This window comes from Actinokineospora guangxiensis (assembly GCF_042657845.1).
GTDB lineage: Bacteria > Actinomycetota > Actinomycetes > Mycobacteriales > Pseudonocardiaceae > Actinokineospora > Actinokineospora guangxiensis.
This window is the reverse complement of the sequence record NZ_JBHSKF010000005.1, coordinates 307610-325190: the sequence shown is the minus strand read 5'-3', so window position 1 is coordinate 325190 and position 17581 is coordinate 307610. Positions and strand designations below refer to the sequence as shown.

The following is a 17581-nucleotide window of genomic DNA, read 5'->3' as shown; positions in this document are numbered from 1 at the left end:
GGAATCGTGAGATGGACCTGACGCTCGCCGCGGCCGTAGCGTCGGCCCCATGGCTGCTCCGACCACTGAATCCACCGGCACGGCCGCGTTCTGGGCCGACGTCGACCGCCACCTGGTCCGCTACGGCGGCACCTTCACCCCCGAGATCATCGCGAGCGCGGCGGGGAGCTTCGTCGTCACCGAGGACGGCCGCCGCATCCTCGACTTCACCTCCGGGCAGATGAGCGCGATCCTCGGCCACTCGCACCCGGAGATCGTCGCCACCGTCGGCCGCCAGGTCGGCACCCTCGACCACCTGTTCAGCGGCATGCTGAGCCGCCCGGTGGTGGACCTGGCGCGCAGGCTCGCCGGGACGCTCCCGGAGCCGCTGGCCAAGGCGCAGCTGCTCACCACCGGCGCGGAGGCCAACGAGGCGGCGCTGCGGATGGCCAAGCTCGTCACCGGCGGCCACGAGGTCGTCGCCTTCGCCCGCTCCTGGCACGGCATGACCCAGGCCGCCGCGGGCGCGACCTACAGCGCGGGCCGCAAGGGCTACGGCCCCGCCGCGCCCGGCAACATCGCCATCCCCGCCCCCAACACCTACCGCCCGGACTTCACCGCCGACGACGGCTCCCTGGACTGGCGCCGCCAGCTGGACTTCGCCTTCGAGATGGTCGACGCGCAGTCCACCGGCAACCTGGCGGCCTGCCTGGTCGAGCCGATCCTGTCCTCCGGCGGCGTGCTGGAGCCGCCGCCGGGCTACTTCGCGGCCCTGGCGCACAAGTGCCGCGAGCGCGGCATGCTCCTGATCCTCGACGAGGCCCAGACCGGACTGTGCCGCACCGGCACCTGGTACGCCTTCGAGCGCGACGGCGTGGTCCCCGACATCCTCGTGCTGTCCAAGACCCTCGGCGCGGGCCTGCCGCTGGCCGCGGTGATCACCAGCGCCGAGATCGAGGGCCGCGCGCACGAGCGCGGCTACCTGTTCTTCACCACCCACGTCTCCGACCCCCTGGTGGCCGCCGTCGGCAACACGGTGCTGGACGTGCTGGAGCGCGACCGCCTGGACGAGCGCGCCCGGCACCTCGGGGGTCTGCTGCGCGCGGGCCTGGACCGGTTGGCGCTCAAGCACGAGGTCGTCGGCGACGTGCGGGGGCGCGGGCTGCTGGTCGGCCTGGAGCTGGTGGAGGACCGGGAGAGCAAGCGCGTCTCCGACGTGCTGGGCGCGGCGGTGACCCGCCGCTGCCTGGAGCTGGGGCTGCACATGAACATCGTGCAGATGCCGGGCATGGGCGGGGTTTTCCGCATCGCCCCGCCGCTGACGGCGAGCGAGGACGAGCTGGCGCTGGGCCTGGACATCCTCGACCAGGCCATCGGCGACGTCGTGTCCGGTCAGAGCTTGCGGTAGAAGTAGACCGTCGTCCGCGGCACCCCGCGCGGATCGGCCGCGTAGTCGGGGATGCGGCCGGACTCCGTCCACCCCTGCGAGCGGTAGAGGGGCTCGGCGGCGCTGCCCTCCTCGGTGTCGAGCACCAGGAGGGTCAGCCCCGCGTCCCTGGCCCCGTCCTCGGCGGCGGTGAGCAGCGCCCGCCCGACTCCCTGCCCGCGCACCGAGCTGTGGACCACGAGCTTGGCCAGCTCGGCGCGATGTCTCCCGTTCGGCATCATCGATGGTCGCAGTTGGACGGTCCCCACCACGCGCCCGGCCGAGCGGGCCGCTCACAGCCGCACCTCGCCCGCCGCGACGGCGGGAACCAGCGCCAGCCACCACGCCTTCGCGTCCGCGGGCGGCAGCGGGGCGAGGAAGCCGACCGACGAGCCGCCGTCGGTGGCGTCGCGCAGCAGCTCTGCCAGGTCTTCCACGGCGGACACGAGGCCCGCCGGGTCCATGGGGGCGATCACGCGCCCATCAAAGCACGCGCTCAGCGCCCGAACGCGTAGCCCATGCCGCGCACGGTGGTGATCCGCTCCGCGCCGATCTTGCGGCGCAGCGCGCGCACGTAGACGTCGACGATGTTGGAGCCGGGGTCGAAGTCGTAGCCCCACACGTGCGACAGGATCTGCTCGCGGGAGAGGACCTGGCCGGGGTGGCGCAGGAACAGCTCCAGCAGCACGAACTCCCGCGCCGTCAGGTCGACGGTGCGGTTGCCCACCTGGGCGCGGCGGGTGCGCAGGTCCAGGGACAGGTCGCCGCCGCGCAGCACGGTCACCTCCGGGGTGCGGTCGGCGGCGCGCAGGCGCAGCCGGACGCGGGCCAGCAGCTCCTCGAAGCGGAAGGGCTTGGTCATGTAGTCGTCGGCGCCGCCCTCAAGGCCCGCGACGGTGTCGTGCACCGAGTCGCGCGCGGTCAGGATGATCACCGGGGTGGTGACCTTGGCCTCGCGGACGGTGCGCAGCACGCTGAAGCCGTCGCGGCCGGGCAGGCCGATGTCGAGCACGACGAGGTCGAAACCGCCGGTGAGCACGTAGTCGATGGCCGCGGGGCCGTCGCCGACGACGGTGGTGGCGAAGCCGTTGGCGGTCAGCCCCTTCTGGACGAAGGCGGCAATGCGCTCCTCGTCCTCGGCGACCAGGATGCGGTTCACCTCGGTCCTCCTCGGTAGGCGGGCAGATCGATGCCGAACGAGGCGCCCTCGCCGGGGGTGGACACCAGGCGCACGACGCCGCCGTGCGCCTCGGCGATGGCCGAGACGATGGCCAGGCCGAGCCCGGCCCCGGTGCGGTGCCCCGGCGCGCCGCCGGTGGAGCCGCGGCTGAACCGGTCGAAGATCTTGCCCTGGTCGGCGTAGGGCACGCCGGGGCCGTGGTCGGTGACCCAGAACGCGATGCGCCCCTCCATCATGGACGATCCGATCAGGACTTCGTCACCGTCGCGGGTGTGCTGCACGGCGTTCTGCGCCAGCTGGACCATGGCCTGGGTGACACGCTGCTGGTCGACGTGGGCCACGCCCTCCCCGATGGCCTCCAGCCGCCAGTCGCGCTCGCCGATGGCCCGGACCTTGGCGTAGATGTCGCTGGTCAGCTCGGTGATCTCGACCGGCGCCGTGCGCACGAAGTCGGGGCGCTCGGACTTGGCCAGCAGCAGCAGGTCGGCGACGATGCGGTTCATCCGGTCGAGTTCGTCGGTGCACAGCCGCACGACGGCGGCGCGGTCGGCCGGGTCGTCGCCCATCAGCTCGAGGTGGCCGCGCACGATGGTGATCGGGGTGCGCAGCTCGTGGCTGGCGTCGTCGACGAACTGCCGCTGCGCGGCGAAGGCCTGTTCGAGCCGGTCCAGCATGGCGTTGAACTGCTCGGACAGCGCGGCGATGTCGTCCTTGCCGTGGATCGGGATGCGCTGGGTGAGGTCGTGCTCGGTGATCTCGGCGGCGGCGCGGCGCACCAGCCGCACGGGCGCGAGGATCTGCCCGGCGATGACCCACGCGGCGATGCCTGCGAACAGCAGGCCGAGCAGGCTGACCAGGATCAGCGTCTGCATGGTCTGGTTGACCTCGGCGCGGTCGCGGTCGATGAAGTAGCCGACGACGAACGCGCCGACGTCGTCGGGGTTCGTCGGATGGATGATCGGGACCTTCACCCAGCGCATCTCACCGGCGTCGGTCTCGATCGAACCGCTGTTGACCGGGGAGACGAGCACGGACCTGAGCACGTCGAGGCGGTCGGCGAGGGGGAAGGGCTCGGCCCTGGTCTGGCGAAGCGGGCTGCCTGTCTCCGGCGTCCCGTCCCAGCCGACGAGCACTTCGTCGTCGTCGGGGAACTGGCGCTGGAGGTGGTTGTAGAGCAGCTCGTAGACATCCTGGAACGGCTGCTGGGTGGCCCGGTCGACCCCGCCCCTGGCGACCTCTTCCAGCTCCTGGATCTCCTGTTGCAGGGCCGCGGAGACCTCGACGTCGACGCGCTGCATGAGCAGGTTGCGGGTGACGACGGTGACCGTCAGCGACACCACCGCCATGAGCAGCAGCATCCAGCCCATGATGCGGGCGCGGGCGGGCACCAGCCAGCGGCGGGCGGCGACGCGGGGCGGACCGTCCACCACGGTCCGGTCCGCCCCGCTCGCCTGGGGGGCGGGTTCCGGGGGCACGCCCACCTCCGGTCTGCGGTCAGTCGTCGTCATCGTCCCCGCCGTCCCCGCCGTCATCGTCGCCGTCGTCGTCATCCCAGTCGTCGTCATCGTCATCGCCGCCGCCGACGACCGGCGGTGGCGGGGTGACGAGCCGGGGACGGGTGGTGGGCGGCGGCGCGGGCTTCTTCGTGGTCGGCTTCGCCGCCGGTGACGTCGTGGCAGGCGACGTGGTGGCTGGCGCTGTCGTCGCGGGCGCTGTCGGGCTGGTGGTGAGGTCGGCCCCCGGCTCCAGCGGACGGCCGTCGCGCACCTCGCCGATGCGGACCTGGGCCGGGACGTCCGGGGACGTCTCCTCGTACAGCGCGTAGCTGGCCGCGGCGGCGCCGAGAGGCAGCGCGATGACCGCGACGAGCACGGCCGTGCGGGGACTCAGCGACATGGGACGATCCTCTCCGCGCCGCCGCCGGGGGCAGATGAAGCGCAGATGAGGATTCCCTCATCTACCCCGGTCCGCCGAACAGCTCGGCCAGCCCGGTGGTCTCCAGTGTGCGCCGCACCCGGGGGTCGACCGCCACCAGGCGCAGCCGACCACCCGCTCGTGTCACCCGGTGCAGCGCCCTGACCAGCACCGCCAGGCCCGCGGAGTCGCAGTAGGGCACCTCGGCCAGGTCGACCTCGACGGTCGTGCCCTCCGTCACCGGCAGCGCGTCGAACACCGCCGCGAGCCGGGGCGCGGTGAGGTAGTCGACCTCGCCGCCGGCAGTCACCCGGTGGACGTGTTCGGTGGCGAGGTGGCTCACCGTGAGCTGGGCGGGACCGTTCACGCGGTGATCCTCGCCCCGACCAGCTCCACGGCGGCCAGGGTGGCCAGCGCGGTGCCCGCGAGCAGGTCGGTGGTGATGGCGGTGGCGGTGTCCGCGCCGAAGCCGTAGTCCAGGACGAACGGGCTGACCACCAGCCACAGGCCCACGGCCCCGGCCAGGCCGGAGGCGGTGCGCAGGCGGATGCGGGCGCTGACCCTGACCACGCCGGTGACGACGGCCGCCGCCCCCGCGATCCGGTCGCCCCAGGGCGCGTCGAAGCCGCTGTCGGCGCCGTAGACCCCGGTGACGGAGAAGACGAGCAGCCACGCGCCGAGCACGATCAGCACCCCGCTGACCAGGCCGGGGACCTGGACGGCCGCGGCCGGGACGCGCCTGGTCACCGCTGCGCCAGGAGGGCGACGTCGGGTGATGGCGCGCTGCGGGCCAGGGCGAGGGCGCGCAGCGCGGCGCGGACGTCGGCGCCGGAGCCCAGCGCCTCGGCGCGGGAGGCGGTGGTGATGCCGACGGTGGGCCCGGCGGCCAGCCGGTCCAGTTCGCCGAGCAGCGAGTGGGCGGGCAGGACGAGGTCGAGGGAGATGCGCACCGGGGCGCTGGAGCGCACCGACAGCGACAGCAGCGGCGTGTCGCCCGCCAGCACGTCCCACCGGGCGACGCCGTCGAGCAGGGTGAACGCGCTGCGCCCGTCCACGCGGCCGCGCAGGCTCCGCCCGCCGGGGGCGCGGCGCAGGTCCCGGTCGTCGACCACCACGGCGAACACCGGCCAGAGATCGGCGACGGCGGGGTCTACCTGGTGGGACTCCCCCCTCGGCCACAGCAGCAGCGCCTCGCGCGCGAGCAGGACGGTGGTCCTCGCGTCGATCGTCCCCGTCATGGTGTCCAGGGTCGTCCGGTCGTGTTGAGATCGGCCGGTCGAGATCTTTGCGGTTGTGTGACGACCGGCTTGCGGCGCTGGTCCGGGCTCCCGGCTAGGGCAGCATGGGGCCGGTGGGAGTGCGACTGATGATCGTCGAGGACGACGACAGGGTGCGCGCGTCCCTGCGGCTGGCGCTGGAGGACGAGGGCTACTCGATCACCGAGGCGCCGGACGCGGAGACGGCGCTGGAGTCGGTGCGCCGCTCGGGGCCGCCGGAGATGATGGTGGTCGACCTCATGCTCGGCGGGATGGACGGCTTCACCTGCATCCGGCAGGTGCGGCGCGACAGCGACCTGCCGATCATCGTCGTCAGCGCCCGCGCCGACACCCACGACGTGGTGGCCGCGCTGGAGGCGGGCGCCGACGACTACGTGACCAAGCCGTTCGAGATCAAGGAGATCACCGCCCGGCTGCGCGCGCTGCGCCGCAGGGCGGCCACCGCCGCGCCCGCCGCGGTCCCCGAGCTGGTGCTCGACGCCGCGAGCGGGCTGGTGCTCTCGCCCGCGGCGGGCGTGGTGCGCCGTGGCGGGGCCGAGCTGCACCTGACACTGACGGAGTTCCGGCTGCTGTGCGAGCTGGCCGAGGAGCCGGGCCGGGTGCTGAGCAGGCAGGCGCTGCTGGAGCGGGTGTGGGACCGCGGCTTCTTCGGCGACGAGCGGATCGTGGACGTGCACGTGCGCAGGCTGCGCACCAAGGTCGAGTCCGACCCGTCGGAGCCGCGCACGGTGGTCACCGTCCGCGGCCTCGGCTACCGCCTCGATGTCCGTTAGCGGGCTGCGCGGGCGGGTCATGCTGACCTTCGCCGTGGGCGGGGCCCTGCTGTCGCTGCTGATGGCGGTGGCGGTGTTCGCCATCGCCCGCGGCTACCTGACCGACCAGCGGGAGCGCTCGGCGCAGCGGCTGGCCAGGGCGGACGCCGACTTCGTGGCGAGCAGGATGGCGGTGCCGGGGGCGACGGCGGAGCAGGCGCTGGGGTCGGTGGACCCGCCGTCGGGGACGACCCTGGTGCTGGAGCAGCGCGGCCGGTGGCTGAGCGCGTCGGGGGACGAGCCGCCGGACCTGCCGCCGGACTCGCTGCGCAAGCTGGTCGCCGAGAACAAGGCCGGGGTACTGCCGGTGACGGTGGGCGACCAGCCGTACATCGTGGCGGGTGTGCCGATGGCCGACGGGTCGGCGTACTACGAGTTCACCCCGGCGGCGGAGTTGCAGGCCACGATCCGGGTGCTGGGGACGGTGCTGATCCTGAGCGCGCTGGCCGCGACGGCGGGGGCGGCGCTGCTGGGCCGCTGGGCGAGCGGGCGGGTGCTGGCGCCGCTGCGGACGCTGTCGGGGACGGCGTCGAGCATCGCCTCGGGCAACCTGGACTCGCGGCTGCCCGAGGACGGCGACCGCGACCTCGCGCCCATGGTGCGCTCGTTCAACGCCATGGTCGACTCGCTGCAGGAGCGCATCTCCCGCGAGCGCCGCTTCGTCGGCGACGTCACCCACGAGCTGCGCACCCCGCTGACGACGCTGGTGACCAGCGTCGGGGTCATGCGGCGGCACGCCGACGAGCTGCCGGAGCGGGGCCAGCGCGCGCTGGCGCTGGTCACCTCCGAGCTGGACCACCTGCGCGGCATGCTCGAAGACCTGCTCGCCCTGGCCCGCGCCGAGGCGGGCCTGCACTCCGGCGACGTGGAGGCCCTGGAGCTGCGTGCGCTGCTGGCCAACACCCTCACCGCCACCGGCCGCCCCGCCGACCTGCTGGACGCCCCGGAGCCGGTGGTGGTGCTCGGCCGCAAGCTGGCACTGGTGCGCGCGGTGACCAACCTGCTCGACAACGCCGACCGCCACGGCGGCGGCGCGGCCGCCGTCGGACTGCACGCCACGGGCGGCCTCGCCGTCATCGAGGTCGACGACGCGGGCCCCGGCGTGCCTGCCGATGAGCGCGAGCGGGTGTTCGCCCGCTTCGCCACCGGACAGGCCGCGCGCGGATCGTCCGGGGGCACCGGCCTCGGCCTGGCCCTGGTGGCCGAAACGGTGACCGCGCACGGCGGCGCGGTCGTGTGCGGAGACGGACCGACCGGAGGGGCGCGGTTCACCGTGACCCTCCCCTTGGGAGAAACCCGGTGAAACGCTACGAACAGCACTGCCCCGTCGCCCGAGCCGCTGAGCTGGTGGCCCAGCCGTGGACGCTGCTGATCATCAGAGAGCTGCTGCACGGACCCGGCGAGGTGGACAAGATCGCGCGCGGGTTACCGGGGCTGACGGTGTCCACTTTGGTCACCCGACTGCGGTCGCTGCGCTCGGCGGGACTGATCACGCGAGGGCCGTCGGGGTTCGGGCTGACCGAGGCGGGGCGTGAGCTGCGGGCGGTGGTGGACTTCCTGGGGGCGTGGAGTGGGCGGTGGTTGCCTGCTCCTGGGCCGAAGGATGTTGATCCGGGGTTGTTGGTCTATGACATCGCGCGGAACACCGATTCGGAGTCGCTGCCCGCGCGGCCGGTGTCGGTGGTGGTGGAGTTCACCGATGGGCCGCCGCCTCGGCGGTGGTGGTTGACGCTCTCCCGGGCTGGGGCTTCGGCTGCCGACCGCGATCCTGGGCTGCCGATCGCGGTGACGATCCGGTGTGCGGTGACGACGCTGTCGTCGATCTGGTTGGGGCATCGGCGGTGGCTGGACGCGTTGGATGACGGGTCGCTGCACCTGATGGGGGATCGGATGGCTGTGCGGGCGGCGGTGGGGTGGATCGGCACCAGTCGGTACTCGGGCTGATCGTTCCGCTGGTGGTGCTGGGTCCGATGGGGTGGATCGGACGGCAGGCAGCGAGCGGGCGGGCGGGCGGCGGTTGGGCCGCCCGCCCGTGGGTCAGGCGGCCTTGGACTCGAACTGGCCGGGCCTGCGGCCGTCGCCCGCCGGGCCTCGGTAGCACTGGGCGAGGACCAGCCACGGTTCGGCGTCCGGGCCGGTGGCGGTGACGTCGAGGTCCAGGTGGTGGCGGCGGCGGGTGGTGAGCAGGAGGAAGTCCTCGGCGGAGCCGGTGACGCGGTTGACCGAGTCCTCCGGGCCGAAGGTCCACACCGCTCCGGAGGGGCCGGTGATCTCGAAGCGGAACTCCGTCTCCGGGACGGGCAGTTCGCGGGCGAGGTAGCCGAAGTCCCAGACACGCACGGAGAAGCCGACGAGGAACTGGAGCCGGTCCGTCCACACCCGACGGACCCCGAGCGCGTCGGCGATGTCCTGGCCGTGGCCGAACAGCTCCATCATGCCCGCGCACGCGAGCACGGCAGGCGGCAGCGGGCGGACCAGCCACGGGACGACCTGGTCGCCCGGCACGGCTGCCAGCGCTTCGATCGAGCGGTCGCGCTCGGCGCGGAAGGCGCCGAGGAGCTGGGCGGGCGGCAGGGCGAGGAACGGGGCCATGGCGCCGACGACGTTGGCGTCGAAGTCCGGGCTCAGGGTGGAGGCCAGCTTGCCGAAGCCCGCCGGGTCGGCGGCGGCGAGGCCCGCCAGGCGGAAGGTGGCGGCCAGGTGGGCGACCTGGTGGGCGATCGTCCAGCCGGGGGCCGGGGTCGGGGTGGCCCAGGCGGCTTCGGGGAGGTCGGCGACCAGGGCGTCGAAGGCCGCGCCGTCCGCGGTGAGGGCGGCGATGACGGGGTTCGTGTCGGACACCGGTGGGTCCTTTCGGCAGGGCTGGGGGCTCGTCCCTCAGCATCGTGTGCGGCGGGCGTGGTGTCGTCTTCGCCGTTGCGGCGCCGGGTCAGGCGGGCACCAGGGCCGCCGTGCCCGCTTGGCGGTCGGTGAGCAGGCCGCGGGAGTGCAGCCAGCGGACGGTGTCGGTGACGGTGTCGGGGAAAGGGCGGCCCGGTGGCGCCTCGATCGCGGTGTCGCGCAGGCAGGTGATGATCGCGCCGAGCTGCACCGGGATCTGCCACGGCCACAGCCGTTGCACCAGATCCGCCAGCGCGCCCACCGGCAGCAGCGACGCGGCGGGCAGCCGCAGCGCGGGCAGCCCGCGGCCGGTGGCCGAGCGCAGCGCGGACAGGTACTCACCCGTGCTGACGTACTCCCCCGGCCCGAACGCCCGCGCCGGCGGGGTGGCGGCGGTGAGCAGCGACACCGCCATCTCCGCGTTGTCGCGGACATCGCCGACGCCGAAGCCGCCGCGCGGCCAGATCGGGGTCAGGCCGCGGAGCACGGCGCGCAGCCGGGTCGTCTGGTCGCCCAGGCGGTCGTCGCCGGGTCCCAGCAGGGCGGGCGGATAGGCGATCACCACCGGCTCGCCGCGCTCCTGGCGGGAGCGGGCCAGCTGGTCGGCGGCCATCTTGGAGGCCAGGTACGGCTGCCGTGACCGCCCGACCGGGGAATCCGGCCCGACCGAGCGCACCCCCGGGGCGAAGAGCGCCCCGAAGGTGGACACGTGCACGACCCGGCCGACATCGGCCGACGCGGCCGCGTCGAGCACGATCCGGGTTCCCTCGACGTTCACCGCCGCCATCGCCGACTTGCGGCGGCTGTCGAAGGAGTACACCCCGGCCGCGTGCAGCACGGCGTCGGCGTCGCGGACGGCCGAGGCCACCGCGCCGGGGTTGAGCACGTCACCGAAGACGACGTCCACATCGGACGGCACGGCGGCGGCGTCGCGCGCCAGCAGGCGGACCGAGTGGCCCGCCCGCCGGAGCGCGGCGACGACGTGCCCGCCGAGGAAACCGGTCCCGCCGGTCACCGCGACGAGCATCAGGCGCTCCGCGGCAGCGCCGAGCCGCCGTCGAGGTCGCGGAAGCCGCCCTCGTAGAACGCCAGCGGGCGCTGCGCCGGACCGGTGCGCGCCGACAGCACCCGGCCGACGAAGATCGAGTGGTCGCCCGCGTCGTGGGTCTGCACCAGCTCGCACTCCAGCCAGGCCAGCGCGCCGTCGAGCAGCGGCGCGCCGGTCAGCGGTCCGGGGGTGTGCGCGACGCCGTCGAACTGCGCCGCGCCCAAGGGCCGCAGCTTGTCAGCGAAGTAGCGGGCCAGGTCGCGCTGCTCGGAACCGAGCACCGTCACCCCGTAGCCGCCCGCGTTCGTGATGGCGGCGTGCCCGCGCGCGGTGAAGGCCACGCAGCACAGCACCAGGGGCGGTTCCAGCGACACCGAGGTGAAGGAGTTGGCGGTCATGCCGTGACCGTGCTCCCCCGCCGCGGTGATCACCGTGACGCCGGTGGCGAAGCGGCCCATCACCCCGCGCAGCTCCCCCGGCGTCGGGGCCGACGCGGCCGGGGAAGGGGCGGCCGACAGGTGCCGCCCCTTTCCGTCGTTGCTCACAGGTCCTCCATCAGGCGACGTCGGCCAGTGCTTTGGACGAGATGTTCGGCCCCGCGTACGGCGCGAGCGCCCGGCGCAGGTCCGCGGGGACGCGGCAGGGCACGGTGGCGGTGTTGGGACCGCGCATGCAGGCGATGCGCTGCACCCCGCGGGCCACCAGCGTCTCGCCCTGGCCGTCCTCGTGCAGCTTGACGTAGTCGAAGCTGAACTGGACCTGGCTCTGCGTCAGCTCGTCCAGGCGCATCCGCACCGACAGCTCGTCGAACGCCGTGATCTCGGCGAAGAACTCGCACTCGGCCTTCAGCGTGAACAGCTTGAGGTCTTCCTGGACCTCGCGCAGCACCGACGGCGCCTTCTGCTTGAGGAACATCTCCCGGCACCGGCCCTGCCAGCGCAGGTAGTTCACGTAGTACACGTTGCCGACGAGGTTGGTCTCCTCGAACCCAACGGTGTGCCGGATCTCGTAATAGCCGTCACTCATCCCCTTAGCCCTCCTCTCCGGCAAGCACCGCGAACACCGCGGGTTCCGCGCGGTCGTTCAGGGTGGTCACCCAGGTGGCGATCCGCGTGTCGCCCGCGGCGAGCAGGACCCACCCGTCGGCCTCGACGCGCTCCAGGGTGAGCGCCTGGCTGGTCTCGCCCGCCTTGCGCAGGCACTCCAGCGCCGACCACACCCGCGTCCCGGCCACGTCGGCGGTGTCGACCGCCTCGGCGACGAGCAGGTCGCGCACGCCGAGCGGGGCGCCGTGCAGCAGCCCGGCCCAGTCCTGCTCGGTGCGCGCGGTGACGGTCTCGACGTCGCAGCCGATCCGCCCGCCGCCGGTCACCACCAGGGTGACGCCCGCGCCGTGCGAGGCGCTGATCGCGGCCCCGTCGACCTCGGGCTTGCCGTCGGGCCGGTGCCGGACCCCGGCGACGCGGCCGAGCGCGCGGCTGGCGGCCAGCTCGGTCTGCGCGCGCCGGTCCCCGCCGGTGGCCGGGTCGGTCTCCACGACGACCGTCCGGCTCCCGCCGAGCACCTTCTCCAGCGACCGCTCCAGGTAGGAGCCCAGCAGCGGCGGCACCCACGGGCCCTCGCCGTTGCGGCTGCGCACCGACCGCAGCACCAGGCCTTCCCAGCGCTCCACCAGCTCGCCGTCCGGGGTGCGGACGTCGACGTCGTAGGTGTAGCTGTCGCCGTCCTGGAAGCGCTCACGCGCGTCCATCACGACGAACGGGACGTCCTGGGCTCGGCGCTCGGACAGGTGCAGCCGCTCGATGCCCTGCGGCAGCAGGGTCCCGTCCGGGACGCAGCACTGGATGGCGTGCATGACCGCGTCGCGGGTGCCCGGGTCGGCCAGCAGCAGCTCCTGGGAGAGGTACGCGGCGAACCAGGGCGCCGGGGTGCTGGTGGCCAGCTCGGCCACCGCGTGCCGGGCGCTGGACTTGCGGTAGCTCAGCACGCGCTGGAACCGCTTGCCCTGGAACATGACCCCGCCGTACAGCTCGGTGCTGGGGTCGATCGGCACCACCGGCAGGTCGGGCAGACCGGCGTCGCCGGAGTCGACCAGCTCGGGGCGCGGCAGGCGCAGCGTGGCCCGGAAGTGGTCGGTGGAGTAGCCGGTCTCCTGGCTGCGGATCACCACGTCGACGGTGTCGGTGTCGCGCACCAGCGCCGCGATGCGGATCTTGGTGGACGCGCCGGGCCGCACCACGATCGGGCGCAGGAACTCCACGTCCTCCAGGGTGGGCGCGCCGTCTCGGCCGCTGGCCGCCGCCGCGGTCTGGGTCATGGCCTCCATGCCCAGCACGGCGGGCAGCAGCAGGTCGCCGTCGAGCAGGTGGTCGTCCAGGTAGGGGTCGCTGCCCGCGGCCAGGTCGGCCTCGGTGATCAGCTCGACCTCCGGGTAGTGCACCAGGATCTGGTCGACGAACCGGGTCAGCGGCAGCTCCGGCTTGTCCATGCGCACCGTCGGGGCCTCCCCCGAGCGCCCGGAGACGACGAGCACGGGCCCGATGGCCGGGTCGGCGAGCACCGACCGCAGCACGGCGATGCCGTTCTCGGTGGAGATCGGCGTGATGCCCTCGCGCATGAGCGCCTCGACCACGCCGAGCTTCTCGCCCATGCCCGCCCCGGACCAGACCGACCACTCCAGCGCCAGCACGCGGGCGTTCGGGTGCTCCTCGCCGAAGCGGACCGTCAGCTCGCTCATCCAGTCGTTGGCGGTGGAGTAGTGCGCCTCGCCGCGCAGACCGGCCCGGCCGATGATGCTGCCGAAGGTGATCAGCAGCTTGATCCGGTCGGCGTCCACCGCGTCGAGCACCGCCCGCAGGCCGTCGATCTTCGGCGCGAGAGTCTTGGTGAACTGGTCCAGGCCCAGGTTGGGCAGCGCGGTGGGCTCGTTGCGGCCCGCGCCGTGCAGCACGGCGGTGATCGGGCCCAGTTCCTCCTCCAGCGCGCCGACCGCGGCGCGCACGGCGTCGACGTCGGTGACGTCGGCCGAGGCGTACTGGAAGCGGACCCCGGCCGCACGCATGCGGGCCAGGTTCTCCGACAGCTCGGTGTCCTCGGCGGGCCTGGCCCGGCCCATGAGCGCCAGCGCCGCGCCGGAGTCCTGGGCGATGGCCAGGGCGCACTCGGCGGTGATGCCCTTGCCGCCGCCGGTCACCAGCAGCACGTCGCCGCCGTCGAGCGGGGAGCCCGTCGGCGCGTCGGCGGCGGGGACCACCGGGCGCAGCACCGGGACCGTGCGGGTGCCGTCGGCCTCGTAGCGCACCTCGGTGAACGCCTTGGTGGCCGCGGTGTCGCCGATGACCTTGGCGATGGTGCCCGCGATGTCGGTCTCCGTCGAGGGGACGGTGACGACGGTCGTGCGCACCGCCGGGTTCTCCAGGTGCAGGGTGCGGGCCAGGCCGGACGCGCCGAGCCTGCTCTGCACGACGACGAACCGCGCGCCGTCCTCGCCCGCGACGGCTTCCTGGCCCGCGGCCAGGAACTCCGCGACGCTGCCGGAGCCGTCCTCGGGCAGGACCAGCAGCACACCGTCGCCGATGCCCGCGCCCGCCAGCGCCGCGCGCAGCGGCTCGGCCAGCGGGTGCTCCGGCGAGCTGTGCACCGTCCAGGCGCCCTCGGTGGCCCCGGTGACGCCGGTGAGGCTGCCGTGCTGGGGCACGTACTCGACGGCGAACGGGCGCACCCACGCGGCGACGCCGGTGATCTCGTCGCCCGCGCCGTCGCCCGCGAGGGCGGTGGCGGCCAGCTCGTCGATCAGCCTGGCCAGCTCGCCCAGGTTGACCGTCGCGAAGCTGGCGGTGGCGCCGAGCGCCGGGATGCCCAGCTCGCGGGTGACGTCGTTGATGACCTGCCCGACGGCGATGGAGCTGAGGTGCAGGTCGTCCAGCGGGTAGGTCTCGGCGGTGACGGCCTCCAGCGGCATCTCCACCCGGGTGGCGACCAGCCTGCGCAGGATGTCCAGCGTGGACTCCCCGCTGGTGGCGGCCGACCCGGCGGCCTCCTCGCCGGAGGCGACCCTGGCGTCCTCGGCCAGCAGCGCGTCCAGCTCGGGCGCGGCCTCGCAGGGGCTGGCCAGGAAGGTCATCTCGCCGTCGACCGGCAGCGGCCGGACGAGCCGGTCGGCGAACAGCGCCGCGGTGTCGACCGGCGCGCCGAAGGCGAACGCCGCGCCGACGACGGTCAGCAGCGGCACCAGGGACGCGCTGTCGGTGTCGAGGGCGAGCACGCGCGCCTTCGGGGCGATGGCCGACAGCAGCCCGGTCAGCACCCGGCCGGGGCCGACCTCGACGACCAAATCCGCGCCGTCGGCGGCGACGGTGGCCGACTCGGTGAAGCGCACCGGCTCCAGCACCTGATCGACCAGCAGCGTGCGCAGGTCGGCGGCCGGGTCCAGCAGCGCGCCGCTCACCGAGGAGGCGACCGCCTTCGCCGGGGTGGCGAAGTCCCAGTCGGCCAGGTGGGCGGCCATTCCGTCGGCGGCGGGCTTGACCAGCGGGGAGTGGAAGGCGTGCGAGACGCGGATGCGCGCGGCCTGCACGCCCATGCCCGCCGCCTTGGCCACGACCGCGTCGACCTCGGCCTCGGCGCCGGAGATGACCGTCTGCTCCGGGCTGTTGAACCCGGCGATGACGACCTCGTGCTTGGCGATCAGCCGCCGCGTGGTGTCCGGGTCGGCGGAAATGCTGGCCATCGTCCCGCCGCCCTGGCTGGCGTTGGCCATGACCTGCCCGCGGATGCGGGCCAGACGCTGCAAGCCCGCGCCGTCGAGCGCGCCCGCCCAGGCCAGTGCGGTCAGCTCGCCGAGGCTGTGGCCGGTGGCGATGTCGGCCTCGATGCCCAGCCCGGACAGCACGCGCACCCCGGCCAGCGAGCCGGTGACGATGCGCGGCTGCGCGACCTCGGTGGCGACCTGGTCGCCGCCGACCTGGAGGTTGCCCGCGGCGAAGATCTCCTCGGCCGCGGCGAAGCGGCGGCGGATCGCGCCGACCGCGCCGCGCCCGGAGCCCTGCCCGGGGAACAGGAAGGCGATGCGCGGGTCACCCGCACCCGAGGCCAGGAACAGGCCGTCGGCCGGGGTGAACAGCTCGGTCTCCCCCGCCTCCAGCGAGGCCAGCAGCGAGGTGAGCCTGCGGTCGGCCTCCTCCGGCGAGGACACCACGACCGCCGCGCGCACCCGGTGCCCGCCCAGCTCGGCGGCCAGGCCGCCGGCCAGGTCGGTCAGCTCGGCGTAGGACAGCTTCGAGGCGTAGGCGGTGACCCGGCGCACGTGCTCGGTCAGCTCGGCGGCGTCGCGGCCGTCGAACAGCAGCACCTCGGCGTCCTGGCGGCCCGCCACCAGCGCGGTGACGCGGCGCGGCACCTCGGCGCGGCGGGTCTCCCCGGCGGCCTGCTCGATGGCGATGTGGGTGTTGATGCCGCCGAAGCCCATCGCCGAGACACCCGCGCGGGCCGGGATCTCGCCCGGCCACGCCTCGGCGGCGAGCGGGACGTACAGGGTGGCGTCGTCGGCGGTCAGCAGCTCGTGCGCGGCCTTCTGGCCGGTGCCGGGCGGGATGACCTGGTTGTGCACGGCGAGCGTGGCCTTGATCAGACCCGCGACGCCCGCAGCGGCCTTGGTGTGTCCGATGTTGCCCTTCACCGTGCCCAGCGCCGCCTTGCGGGCGGTCGGGTCGGCGTCGCGGCGGGCACCGGACAGCGCCTCCAGCTCGGTGGCGTCGCCGACGGCGGTGCCGGTGCCGTGGCCCTCGAAGTAGGACACGGTCTCCACGCCGTAGCCCGCGATCTTGTACGCGCGCTCCAGGGCCAGGCGGTGCCCGGCGGCGGCGGGCCGGGTGATGCCGCCCTTGCCGTCGGAGGAGATGCCCCAGCCGGTGATGCAGGCGTAGATGCGGCAGCCCTTGGCGATCGCGTCGGACTCGCGCATCAGCACGACCATGCCCGAGCCCTCGCCCGGCCAGAAGCCGTTGGAGTCGCGGTCGTAGACCTTCATCTCGGTCTTGGCCAGCGCGCCGGTCTTGGCGAAGCCGATCACCTCGAACGGGTCGATCGAGAGGTCGACACCGCCGGCGATGGCGACGTCGAGGTCGTAGTCGGCCAGCGCCTTGGCCGCGTTGGCGACCGCGAGCAGTGAGGACGAGCACGCGCCGTCGACGGTGAACCCGCCGCCGCCGAGGTCGTAGTGGTTGCACACGCGCCCGGCGATGGTGTTGGCCAGACCGCCGGCGAGGGTGTCCTCGTCGAACACCGGGAACGGCGCTTTGTACTGCACCTCAAGGTCTTTGAGGAACGCCGCGGTCTCCTCGTCGCCCCAGCCCTTGGCCGCCAGCGTCGCCGCGACGGTGCGCCGCACGTACGGCCAGCGCACGCGCATGATGTTGGCGCGGGAGAACTCGCCGGTGAGGCTGTTGCCGATCACCACGCCGGTGGTGTGCTTCGGCAGGCCCTCGGCTTCGGCGAACCCCGCGTCGGCCAGCGCCTCGGTCGCCACGTCGAGGGCGAGCCAGTGGGTGAGGTCCGTGGAGCGGAAGGTGCTGCCCGCCACTTTGTACCGCAGCCGGTCGAACTCGAAGTCGCGCAGCACCGCCGCCTTGCCGGAGTAGAACCGGTCGGGCGCGTGCGGGTCCGGCGAGTAGTAGTCCGCGTGGTTCATGCGGACATCGGGCAACCTGCGGAACGCCCGCCGCCCGGACAACACGTTCTCCCAGAATTCCCTGGTCGAACCCGCATCGGGATAGCGAAGGCCGATACCGACGATCGCGATCCGTTCCCTGCTCATACCGTCACCGCCTCTGGCCCGACATCGACCCAATTGGTGTGCATCCGACTCCTCCGACCGAACGCCGACTCCCGGCCCGCGTGATCCGCGGCGGGCGCACTGGCGATACCCCGCGTCCGCGTTTGGTCGTGAATCGCGGGCGGTGCCTGCGGTTCAGACTGGCTGACCGCGATCGTCCTGTCTTCTCCCCGTGTGCCGGTGGATTCCGGCGTTATCGCAGGTTGCCCGCAACACGAGAGATGCGGGCCCGT

Annotated in this window: 16 protein-coding genes and 1 pseudogene; 4 read left to right on the top strand and 13 right to left on the bottom strand. The window is 73.8% G+C overall.

All coding sequences use genetic code 11. The annotated features are described in order from the left end of the window. Window positions 1-49: 49 nt before the first annotated feature. Window positions 50-1387, top strand: coding sequence for an aspartate aminotransferase family protein (locus tag ACFPM7_RS13935; RefSeq protein WP_378247809.1), 1338 nt, complete (start codon window positions 50-52; stop codon window positions 1385-1387). Here ACFPM7_RS13935 and ACFPM7_RS13930 read toward each other — a convergent pair. From ACFPM7_RS13930 to ACFPM7_RS13895, 8 genes and pseudogenes are all read right to left on the bottom strand, one after another. After that, a pseudogene (locus ACFPM7_RS13930) lies at window positions 1372-1683 on the bottom strand (GNAT family N-acetyltransferase); the annotation flags it as partial. The gene ACFPM7_RS13935 and the pseudogene ACFPM7_RS13930 sit on opposite strands and share 16 nt — an antisense overlap. A gap of 15 nt (window positions 1684-1698) precedes the next feature. Further along, window positions 1699-1881, bottom strand: coding sequence for a hypothetical protein (locus ACFPM7_RS13925; RefSeq protein WP_378247807.1), 183 nt, complete (start codon window positions 1879-1881; stop codon window positions 1699-1701). Window positions 1882-1901: 20 nt separating this feature from the next. Beyond that, window positions 1902-2564, bottom strand: coding sequence for a response regulator transcription factor (locus ACFPM7_RS13920; RefSeq protein WP_378247805.1), 663 nt, complete (start codon window positions 2562-2564; stop codon window positions 1902-1904). Next, complete coding sequence (locus tag ACFPM7_RS13915) at window positions 2561-4093, bottom strand: sensor histidine kinase (protein WP_378247803.1); 1533 nt, start codon at window positions 4091-4093, stop codon at window positions 2561-2563. The genes ACFPM7_RS13920 and ACFPM7_RS13915 overlap by 4 nt, the downstream gene beginning before the upstream one ends. Next, on the bottom strand, window positions 4080-4481 hold the full coding sequence (locus tag ACFPM7_RS13910; protein WP_378247801.1) for a hypothetical protein: 402 nt from the start codon (window positions 4479-4481) through the stop codon (window positions 4080-4082). The genes ACFPM7_RS13915 and ACFPM7_RS13910 overlap by 14 nt, the downstream gene beginning before the upstream one ends. 61 nt (window positions 4482-4542) lie before the next feature. Continuing rightward, window positions 4543-4866, bottom strand: a complete 324-nt coding sequence (locus tag ACFPM7_RS13905; protein ID WP_378247799.1) for an STAS domain-containing protein — start codon at window positions 4864-4866, stop codon at window positions 4543-4545. Beyond that, the gene (locus ACFPM7_RS13900) at window positions 4863-5246 is read right to left on the bottom strand and encodes an SPW repeat domain-containing protein (RefSeq protein ID WP_378247797.1); all 384 of its coding nucleotides are present in this window, start codon (window positions 5244-5246) and stop codon (window positions 4863-4865) included. Before ACFPM7_RS13900 ends, ACFPM7_RS13905 begins: the two co-directional genes overlap by 4 nt. Beyond that, on the bottom strand, window positions 5243-5737 hold the full coding sequence (locus ACFPM7_RS13895) for a hypothetical protein (protein ID WP_378247795.1): 495 nt from the start codon (window positions 5735-5737) through the stop codon (window positions 5243-5245). Before ACFPM7_RS13895 ends, ACFPM7_RS13900 begins: the two co-directional genes overlap by 4 nt. 104 nt (window positions 5738-5841) lie before the next feature. Here ACFPM7_RS13895 and ACFPM7_RS13890 point away from each other — a divergent pair, with 104 nt between their 5' ends. Genes ACFPM7_RS13890 through ACFPM7_RS13880 form a run of 3 tightly spaced genes read left to right on the top strand, consistent with a single transcriptional unit; the run spans window position 5842 to window position 8532 of the window. Further along, on the top strand, window positions 5842-6549 hold the full coding sequence (locus ACFPM7_RS13890; RefSeq protein WP_378247793.1) for a response regulator: 708 nt from the start codon (window positions 5842-5844) through the stop codon (window positions 6547-6549). Beyond that, window positions 6539-7891 (top strand): sensor histidine kinase, encoded by a 1353-nt coding sequence (locus ACFPM7_RS13885; RefSeq protein WP_378247791.1) that lies wholly within the window; start codon window positions 6539-6541, stop codon window positions 7889-7891. Before ACFPM7_RS13890 ends, ACFPM7_RS13885 begins: the two co-directional genes overlap by 11 nt. Window positions 7892-7935: 44 nt before the next feature. Continuing rightward, window positions 7936-8532 (top strand): winged helix-turn-helix transcriptional regulator, encoded by a 597-nt coding sequence (locus ACFPM7_RS13880; protein WP_378247789.1) that lies wholly within the window; start codon window positions 7936-7938, stop codon window positions 8530-8532. Window positions 8533-8625: 93 nt separating this feature from the next. Here ACFPM7_RS13880 and ACFPM7_RS13875 read toward each other — a convergent pair whose 3' ends face one another. The 5 genes from ACFPM7_RS13875 to ACFPM7_RS13855 form a co-directional block, all read right to left on the bottom strand. After that, window positions 8626-9429 carry a TIGR03084 family metal-binding protein gene (locus ACFPM7_RS13875; RefSeq protein ID WP_378247787.1) on the bottom strand — a complete coding sequence of 268 codons (804 nt, stop codon included), beginning with the start codon at window positions 9427-9429 and terminating at the stop codon, window positions 8626-8628. Between the two features lie 88 nt (window positions 9430-9517). Continuing rightward, on the bottom strand, window positions 9518-10495 hold the full coding sequence (locus ACFPM7_RS13870) for an NAD-dependent epimerase/dehydratase family protein (protein WP_378247785.1): 978 nt from the start codon (window positions 10493-10495) through the stop codon (window positions 9518-9520). Further along, window positions 10495-11061, bottom strand: a complete 567-nt coding sequence (locus tag ACFPM7_RS13865; protein ID WP_378247784.1) for a flavin reductase family protein — start codon at window positions 11059-11061, stop codon at window positions 10495-10497. Before ACFPM7_RS13865 ends, ACFPM7_RS13870 begins: the two co-directional genes overlap by 1 nt. A gap of 10 nt (window positions 11062-11071) precedes the next feature. Further along, on the bottom strand, window positions 11072-11542 hold the full coding sequence (locus ACFPM7_RS13860; RefSeq protein WP_378247783.1) for an acyl-CoA thioesterase: 471 nt from the start codon (window positions 11540-11542) through the stop codon (window positions 11072-11074). A gap of 4 nt (window positions 11543-11546) precedes the next feature. Continuing rightward, on the bottom strand, window positions 11547-17330 hold the full coding sequence (locus tag ACFPM7_RS13855; protein WP_378247781.1) for a type I polyketide synthase: 5784 nt from the start codon (window positions 17328-17330) through the stop codon (window positions 11547-11549). Window positions 17331-17581: the final 251 nt, after the last annotated feature.

Excerpts from the sequence above, each read along its gene's own strand:
- ACFPM7_RS13935 (WP_378247809.1), top strand. The coding sequence starts at position 50 with ATGGCTGCTCCGACCACTGAATCCACCGGCACGGCCGCGTTCTGGGCC.
- ACFPM7_RS13915 (WP_378247803.1), bottom strand. The coding sequence starts at position 4,093 with ATGACGACGACTGACCGCAGACCGGAGGTGGGCGTGCCCCCGGAACCC.
- ACFPM7_RS13910 (WP_378247801.1), bottom strand. The coding sequence starts at position 4,481 with ATGTCGCTGAGTCCCCGCACGGCCGTGCTCGTCGCGGTCATCGCGCTG.
- ACFPM7_RS13895 (WP_378247795.1), bottom strand. The coding sequence starts at position 5,737 with ATGACGGGGACGATCGACGCGAGGACCACCGTCCTGCTCGCGCGCGAG.
- ACFPM7_RS13890 (WP_378247793.1), top strand. The coding sequence starts at position 5,842 with ATGGGGCCGGTGGGAGTGCGACTGATGATCGTCGAGGACGACGACAGG.
- ACFPM7_RS13885 (WP_378247791.1), top strand. The coding sequence starts at position 6,539 with ATGTCCGTTAGCGGGCTGCGCGGGCGGGTCATGCTGACCTTCGCCGTG.
- ACFPM7_RS13870 (WP_378247785.1), bottom strand. The coding sequence starts at position 10,495 with ATGCTCGTCGCGGTGACCGGCGGGACCGGTTTCCTCGGCGGGCACGTC.
- ACFPM7_RS13860 (WP_378247783.1), bottom strand. The coding sequence starts at position 11,542 with ATGAGTGACGGCTATTACGAGATCCGGCACACCGTTGGGTTCGAGGAG.
- ACFPM7_RS13855 (WP_378247781.1), bottom strand. The coding sequence starts at position 17,330 with ATGAGCAGGGAACGGATCGCGATCGTCGGTATCGGCCTTCGCTATCCC.